At 60.3% G+C, this 6,164-nt stretch carries 6 protein-coding genes and 3 pseudogenes; 4 read left to right on the top strand and 5 right to left on the bottom strand.

Going from position 1 to position 6,164, the window contains the following annotated elements:
• On the bottom strand, window positions 1-742 hold a 742-nt coding region (locus AWB67_RS33885; RefSeq protein ID WP_200822383.1), incomplete at its 3' end, for a baseplate J/gp47 family protein.
• A 287-nt stretch (window positions 743-1,029) separates the two neighbouring features.
• Window positions 1,030-1,728 (bottom strand): annotated as a pseudogene (locus AWB67_RS33880) (transposase); the annotation flags it as partial.
• A gap of 68 nt (window positions 1,729-1,796) precedes the next feature.
• Between AWB67_RS33880 and AWB67_RS43105 the strand changes: the two are divergent.
• A complete protein-coding gene (locus AWB67_RS43105; protein WP_087660353.1) occupies window positions 1,797-1,982 on the top strand; it encodes a DUF2934 domain-containing protein in 186 nt (61 codons plus the stop codon).
• 83 nt (window positions 1,983-2,065) lie between these two features.
• Here AWB67_RS43105 and AWB67_RS33870 read toward each other — a convergent pair whose 3' ends face one another.
• Together AWB67_RS33870 and AWB67_RS33865 are read right to left on the bottom strand one after the other, a co-directional pair.
• Window positions 2,066-2,467, bottom strand: coding sequence for a type II toxin-antitoxin system PemK/MazF family toxin (locus AWB67_RS33870; RefSeq protein ID WP_235025510.1), 402 nt, complete (start codon window positions 2,465-2,467; stop codon window positions 2,066-2,068).
• On the bottom strand, window positions 2,406-2,693 hold the full coding sequence (locus AWB67_RS33865; RefSeq protein ID WP_087660351.1) for an AbrB/MazE/SpoVT family DNA-binding domain-containing protein: 288 nt from the start codon (window positions 2,691-2,693) through the stop codon (window positions 2,406-2,408). Before AWB67_RS33865 ends, AWB67_RS33870 begins: the two co-directional genes overlap by 62 nt.
• A 355-nt stretch (window positions 2,694-3,048) precedes the next feature.
• Between AWB67_RS33865 and AWB67_RS43100 the strand changes: the two are divergent.
• From AWB67_RS43100 to AWB67_RS33855, 3 genes and pseudogenes are all read left to right on the top strand, one after another.
• Window positions 3,049-3,594: pseudogene (locus tag AWB67_RS43100) on the top strand (CheR family methyltransferase); the annotation flags it as partial.
• A gap of 57 nt (window positions 3,595-3,651) precedes the next feature.
• Window positions 3,652-5,112: a histidine kinase dimerization/phospho-acceptor domain-containing protein gene (locus tag AWB67_RS43245; RefSeq protein ID WP_327366978.1), complete on the top strand. Its 1,461-nt coding sequence runs from the start codon at window positions 3,652-3,654 to the stop codon at window positions 5,110-5,112.
• Window positions 5,015-5,986, top strand: a complete 972-nt coding sequence (locus tag AWB67_RS33855; protein WP_087660349.1) for a hybrid sensor histidine kinase/response regulator — start codon at window positions 5,015-5,017, stop codon at window positions 5,984-5,986. Before AWB67_RS43245 ends, AWB67_RS33855 begins: the two co-directional genes overlap by 98 nt.
• Before the next feature lie 4 nt (window positions 5,987-5,990).
• Here AWB67_RS33855 and AWB67_RS42455 read toward each other — a convergent pair.
• A pseudogene (locus tag AWB67_RS42455) lies at window positions 5,991-6,068 on the bottom strand (CsbD family protein); the annotation flags it as partial.
• Window positions 6,069-6,164: the final 96 nt, after the last annotated feature.

The following is a 6,164-nucleotide window of genomic DNA, read 5'->3' as shown; positions in this document are numbered from 1 at the left end:
CCGCCGCACCGGGCACCAGCGCATCGCCCTGCACCACCGTCATTTCGACGACCTCCGGCGATCCCCACGGCTGCAAGGCGATCCGCTCGCGCGGCAGGCAGCCGGCTGCCGTCGTGCGCTCGTGCCGGCCTCGGACCCCATTGCTGCCCGCCTCGTCCCACTGCGCGAGGCGCAGGCACTCGATGAACAGCACGCCCTCCACCTGCAGTGCCGCGGCCTCCAGCTCGGGGCCCGTAGACCGCGCGGCCCAGGGGCCAGCCTTGGCCCTCGGGGCCGAAGGCGGCAGCGGCGCGAGGTACTGACGCAGCACCAGCTCGACCCAGCGCCGCACCGCCTCGATGCCATAACCCGGCTTCGCCTGCAGGCCGACCGCGACGGCGATCTTGCGGTAGGTCGGCGGGATCACGTACAGCTCGGTCGTCACCAGGCGGCGCGCGTCGAGCCAGGTGCAAACCTGCCGCAGCAGCGCCCGGTCCGGTACCGGCGCGTTCGGGTGTTTCAAGTCGTGTGCCGGCCAGACGACCACGCTCACGACACCGGCCGCATCCAGCGCCTTGGTTTTCGGCTCGAACATCGGCATGCACTCGGCGCGGCCGACCACCGCGCCCGGGGTCTCGCCTTTACCCACACCCATTAGCGGACCGGTGTCAAGCGAGCAAGCAATATCATCGCCGCATGAGCGACCGGTTTCTGTTGCCGAGTCCCAACGACAGAAGCTGAGCGCGCCCGGTTCTTCAGTCATGGCTGCGACGGATCGCGCCACACACCCATCAGGATCAAGCGAACGGCGAAGTACGTTGCCTATCGCCCTGGCGGCTATGCCGCCCCAGAAGAACGTTGGTGCCGCAATGCGTCCATGTGGTTGCGCAAATCTGTGGCTGCCGACGCGTCGGCGCCAATGGATGACTGGCTCGCATTGCGGGCGGTCCGCGTGACTGCCCATCGGGGACGGCGGTACGACATCCCATTCAATTTTGTAGGCTGGGGCTCCAGTGGGTAACCGGGGCTTGTCGGCCGCCGTCGTCAGCTCTATGCGAAACAGCGCTTCACATCAAAGGGTTTTCGCTCCTTCAGGATATGAAAGCACGCGCGGGCCAGCTTGTGTGCCAGGGCCTTTCGCGCCAGAACCGGATTGGTCCTGGCTTTCTTGCGCTCGTAGAAGCGCTTGGCATCGGCGCAATAGCGCATCGCAAAAGTGGCCGCTTCGATGAATGCCCACGACATGTACGGGTTGCCGTTCTTTTTGTTGCCTTCGCCTTTCTTCTTGCCATTGCTCATGCGCTGGCTGTCCACGCAGCGCGAATAGGATGCGAAATTACCAACGTTGGGGAAGCGGTCAATAGAGCCCACCTCCAGCAGAATGACAGTCGCAAGAGTTTGACCAATTCCCGGCACTGTCGTCAATAATGCATGGTCGGGATCCAACGCGACCTTTTCATGAAGTCGTTTTTCCACGACCTCAATCTGTGAGGAGAGCGTGGTGATGACCGCGACGTCTGCCCGAATCGCGAGTGTTACGTCGTCCGGCAGGTGCATCTGGTCTATCGATTCTCCGTCCAGCCGTTTGACCTGATTGCTTGTGATCCGCGTGCCGAACTGGCGTGCCGTAATGTTTTCAACCGCAAGGATGTGGCTGGTGCGGCAGCGAACCAGTTGCATCCGTTTTCTGGCCAGATCGCGGACGGCGCGGTGTTGTGGCGGAAGGACGGTGCCTGTCGGAGTACGACCCGTCGAGCCGGCCTCCTCGCCCATCGGTTGTACGCATGCGGTGAAACAGTGATGTGCGTACAGGCCTGATGCACGGAGTCACTGTGGAACATCAGACGTTGGAGAAGCGAATTCGGCGCAAGGCTTTCGACCTCTGGAAGCAGGACGGCAGCATGGAAGGATGCGCAGATGAGTATTGGCGGCAAGCTCGAGAGATGATTGAGTCTGACGTCCAAGAAGAAAATGAAATTCGGCCCATTAATGCCCCTCTCTGAAACGACAATCCCAATTTGCGCATACGTTGAATCGTAGTGCGGTGGGCGACAAAAGAAGCAGGTTTCCGCGCTCCCCCGTTGACTCAAAGCTGAAGGAAGGCCTTGATCGCGTATTTGGCCGCGTCGAGCTCCTCTACGGTTACCCGCTCGCCTTTGAAACTGGGATTGCGGGTGAGACTCCAGGAGCCGATGTGATCGACCAGTGCAACGCCCGGCCGATCGAGACTGGCGATCGGGATTTCGGTGTCCCATCCTCGTACGGTAGAGGTGATGGGCAGCCCGGTAAATTTCCCGGTGATTTCGTTCACAACGTCGTCGGAGATGACGAGAACCGCGCGATAGCCGTCCTGCTCGTTGCCTTTGGCCGGCCCAATGTGCAGCCTGACCACATCTCCTGCCTCTGGAATCCCGTTCCTCATCGCGTCACCATCGATCGTTTCGGTTTGGATCTTCGGGTCCGCCCAGTTCGTTGCCGACAGGATCACCAAAGTCGATCTCCTCGTGCGCAGCGAGCTTTCCCTCCTTGTACTGCTGGATCAGGCGCTCGCGCGAGAATCGACGAATGGCAGTATGCGGTTTCAGGACCAAATGCCCGTCCTCTACTTGGACATCCACCTCTTGGCCCTCGACGATCGAAGCTTGAGTTGCGAGGCTGGACGGGATACGCACGGCAAGGCTGTTTCCCCAACGTTTTACGGTTTGGATTGACATGGTGACTCTCTCCCTGTGAGGCGCGCTCCACGCGCATACCTATATATTGTTCTGTGATGTTGCTTGCTTTTGTATAAACGTGTTGCTACTCGAATTTATACCCAGATCATAAAAGTGTCAACACGTCTATACTTTGCTGGCGGCCGCGGACGGGTTGGGACGTCTCGACGGTAAGCAGAGCTAGTACGAAATGCCGTCGATCGTCGTTCGCGCGTGCAAAAATGTAGCGACTGTCCGGGACAAGACATGGAAAAAACTGAAGCGGCTTTCGTGAGGCCGACCAGCAAGGGTTTCCCGTGGTAGGCATTGGCGCTTCAGCGGGCGGCTTGCAGCCTATCTGTGAACTGAATTTTTTCGTGACCCTGAATCCTTCGTGGCACTCACACAACGGGTTTTGCCAAGGCTTATCGAAGGGCGCGACCCGGATGATCCAATCCGCGTGTGGGTTCCAGGTTGCGCGAGCGGTGAAGAAGTTTATTCGATCGCGATGTGTCTTTTTGAGTTTCTCGGGGCGAAAGGTCTTGTCACTCCCGTGCGAATCTTCGGCACCGATATCAGCGAGGACGCACTGGAAGCCGCACGCAGCGGCCGCTATATCGAGAACATCGCGCGCAACGTTTCCGCCGAGCGGCTTCAGCGTTTTTTCGTCCGGGACGGCAAGTACTTTCGCATCGACAAATACGTGCGCGACGCCTGCACCTTCGCTCGCCACAACGTAGCCGCCGATCCGCCGTTCTCTCGCATGGACCTCGTGAGCTGCCGTAATCTTTTGATTTACCTCGATCCGATCCTGCAACGCAACGTCATACCGATGTTCCACTATGCGCTGCGTCCGAACGGCGCGCTGATGCTGGGGCCTTCGGAGACGGTGGGGTCGTTCGGCAATCTCTTCGAAGTGATCGAGAGCAAGCGTACCAAGCTATATCGCAAACGGGCGCGGGTGGATGCACCTGGCGTGATGCGCCTTGCGCGGACACTGACAGCCGCGCGCGCCGAGCGGCGGCGCACCGTGTCAGAGCCGCTGTCGGCGTCCGCGCAAGCGGATTGGGTACGCGCAGAGGCTCATCGCGTCGCGCTCACGAGGTTTGCCCCCGCGTTCGTCATTTGCGACGACGATTTCAATATTGTGGAGTTCCGGGGGGATACCGCGCCCTACCTCGTCAATCCCAATGGACCGCCGAGCGTGAATTTGCAGAAGCTCGCGCGGCCCGATGTGTTTTTGCAAGTTAGCCAGGCGCCGAGCAAAGCGCGACAGACCGGCCAGCCGTGCGTGCGGGCGCTCGTCCAACCGAATGAGACAACGACGTCGGGTGCGGGGAGTGTCGAAGTCCATCCGTTGCAGAGTCCCGGCCTCGACGGGCGCTGGTACGTCGTCTTCTTCGAGGACGCCGCGCGCAGGCTTCCGCGTCTGCAGTCGGTGATCGGCAAGCAAATCCGGGCGGTGGCGAGCGGCTCGTCTCAACGGATGCTCGGGCATTTCGTCACCGGACGGCGCAAAGCACGGGACGAGGAGACCGCGTGGCTAAAAAGCGAACTGGAAGCGACGCGCGACCAATACCGTGCCACGTTGGAACAGCACGAGAGCGCTCAGGAGGAACTGAGGTCGAGCGAAGCGGAACTGCTTTCCAGCAACGAAGAGTTTCAAAGCACCAACGAAGAACTGGAGACGGCGAAAGAGGAGCTGCAATCGGTCAACGAAGAACTGTCGACGACCAACGACGAACTGCAGTTTCGCAACCGTGAGCTGCTTGCGCTTCACACACTAGTGACGCAGGAACGCGACTACGCGAATGCCGTGATCGAGACGATGTCGCAGCCGATGCTGGTGCTCGAATCGGACCTGCGTGTTGTCCGCGCGAACTCCGCTTTCTATCAGAAGTTTCGCGTCTCGCCTGAAGCGACGATCGACGCCAGGCTCTATGCGCTCGGCAACGGCCAATGGGCCATTGAGCCACTACGCAAGTTGCTCGACGATGTCGTGCAGTCGCAGAGCATCGTGCGCGACTTCACGATGACTCACGCATTTCCCGAAATCGGCGTGCGTACGATGAGGCTCAACGCGTCGCGCGTGGCATGGGAGCAACGGGCGCTGATCCTGCTCGCCTTTGACGACATCACCGAACAGACTGCCGCGATCGAGCAACTCCAGACGGCCGACGCACACAAGAACGAGTTCCTCGCGATGCTCGCGCATGAGCTGCGCAACCCGCTCGCCGCGATCCGCAACGGGCTTCAGATATGGAAGCGCAAGGATGTGACACCGGAGATCGAAGAGCGGGCGAGGCTCTGCCCAACGTCAGCTCGAACACGAAATCGGTCTGGTGGACGACCTGCTCGACGTCTCGCGCATCACGCGCGGCATCATTCCGCTGAAAATGGTGCGGGTGGATATCGCGGACGTCGTGCAGCGCGCGCTTGATAGCCTGCGCTCGGAGATCGACACGCGCAAGCATGATGTCGTCGTCGAGGGACCGGAAAACGACCTCATCGTCAATGCCGATGCAATGCGGTTCGAACAGGTCGTGACCAATCTTCTCAGCAATGCGGTGAAGTACACCCCGCCGGATGGACGCATCGCTGTGAAAATCGAGCGTCGAGGTCAGGAAGCCGTGCTCACGGTGGTCGACAACGGCTTGGGAATGGACCGGGAATTCATCCCGACGATCTTTACGCTATTCGTTCAGGCAGAGCGTTCGCTCGACCGGCACACGGCCGGGCTCGGGCTCGGACTCGCGCTCGTCAGTAAGCTCGTCGAGCTGCATCACGGGAAGATCGAAGCCTTCAGCGAAGGGCTTGGCAAGGGCAGTCGCTTCGTCCTGACGCTTCCGGCGCTCCCGCCGGGTACGCCAGCGGGCAATCTTGCCGCTACAGAAGCTCCCAAACCGACAGCAGGGCCGAGAAAGGTACTCGTCGTCGATGACAACGTCGATGCGGCCGAGAGCACGGAGATGTGTTTGCGGCTCGACGGCCACGATGTCAAAACCGCGCTCGATGGCGCCTCTGCCATCCGGATCGCCAGCGAGTTCAAACCGGACATTGCGTTTATCGATATTGGCCTGCCTGACATCGACGGATATGAAGTCGCGCGCCGGTTGCGGGCCTCGCCTGATCACATGTACGCGACCCTAGTTGCGCTGAGTGGCTATGGGCAGGAAGAACATATCAGTCGATCAAAGGAGGCCGGCTTTGACTTCCACCTTGTGAAGCCTGCCGATCTCAGCCAGATTGAATTTCTGATTGCGGCCCATCCGCCTGCAAGGCTCTCCAATACACCCGGCACAAATACGGACTAGTGGTGTTCGTCACTTTGCCGACGCCCTCATTGATCTTGCCTTTGACCTTCTCCCCGACGCCCTTCACCTGGTCTTCATTCATGATCGCTCTCCGGATTTGCCTGCGGCATGCAGCCATAAGAGAGGCAGCGCAGAGAGGATGCCGCATCGAGGGCGACCGCCCTTGCTCCATTTAGGC

Origin of the sequence: Caballeronia terrestris (assembly GCF_001544515.1) — a bacterium.
GTDB classification, from domain to species: Bacteria; Pseudomonadota; Gammaproteobacteria; order Burkholderiales; family Burkholderiaceae; genus Caballeronia; species Caballeronia terrestris.
This window is presented reverse-complemented; position numbering and strand designations above follow the sequence as displayed.

Excerpts from the sequence above, each read along its gene's own strand:
- AWB67_RS43105 (WP_087660353.1), top strand. The coding sequence starts at position 1,797 with ATGCACGGAGTCACTGTGGAACATCAGACGTTGGAGAAGCGAATTCGG.
- AWB67_RS33865 (WP_087660351.1), bottom strand. The coding sequence starts at position 2,693 with ATGTCAATCCAAACCGTAAAACGTTGGGGAAACAGCCTTGCCGTGCGT.
- AWB67_RS43245 (WP_327366978.1), top strand. The coding sequence starts at position 3,652 with ATGCGCCTTGCGCGGACACTGACAGCCGCGCGCGCCGAGCGGCGGCGC.